Annotated in this window: 1 pseudogene; it reads right to left on the bottom strand. The window is 42.2% G+C overall.

The window, feature by feature from the left end:
- Positions 1-341 (bottom strand): annotated as a pseudogene (locus AC0QUY_RS42780) (response regulator transcription factor); the annotation flags it as partial.
- Between the last annotated feature and the right edge of the window lie 190 nt (positions 342-531).

Below are 531 nucleotides of genomic sequence, written 5' to 3' on the forward strand. Positions count from 1 at the left end.
CACCGCTTTGATTCTCGCCACAAGCGCCAAAGGGCTGAACGGCTTTGTCACATAATCATCAGCCCCAAGTTCAAAACCGAGCACCTGGTCTGATTCCGTATCCTTTGCCGTCAGCATAATAATCGGAACCGTGCTCTCTTCCCTGACCTTTTTGCAGATCGTGACTCCGTCATCGACGGCAGCATGATATCGATGATCAGCAAATCCCAATCATCCGATTTAAAACGGTTATATCCTTCAAGTCCGTCATGGACGAACTCTGTTTCAAATCCTTCTTTTGCAAAAAACATTTCTGTCATTGTACATACGCTTAAATTATCTTCGATCATTAATATTTTCATCGTCAATATGCCTCCGCTAGCCAAACGTTAGATTCATTTTACACAGGGCTCAGCCATTTCTCAATTCGATTCTGAACATTTAAAGGACTGGCAACAGTTTGGTCATAATTTATTCATAAGTAGCGGCTAAGATGAAATCAAGCATAAGGCAAAAATCCTGCTGCCGTTTGACTTCGCAGCCATAATAAAT

This window comes from Bradyrhizobium sp. WYCCWR15520, assembly GCF_056174665.1.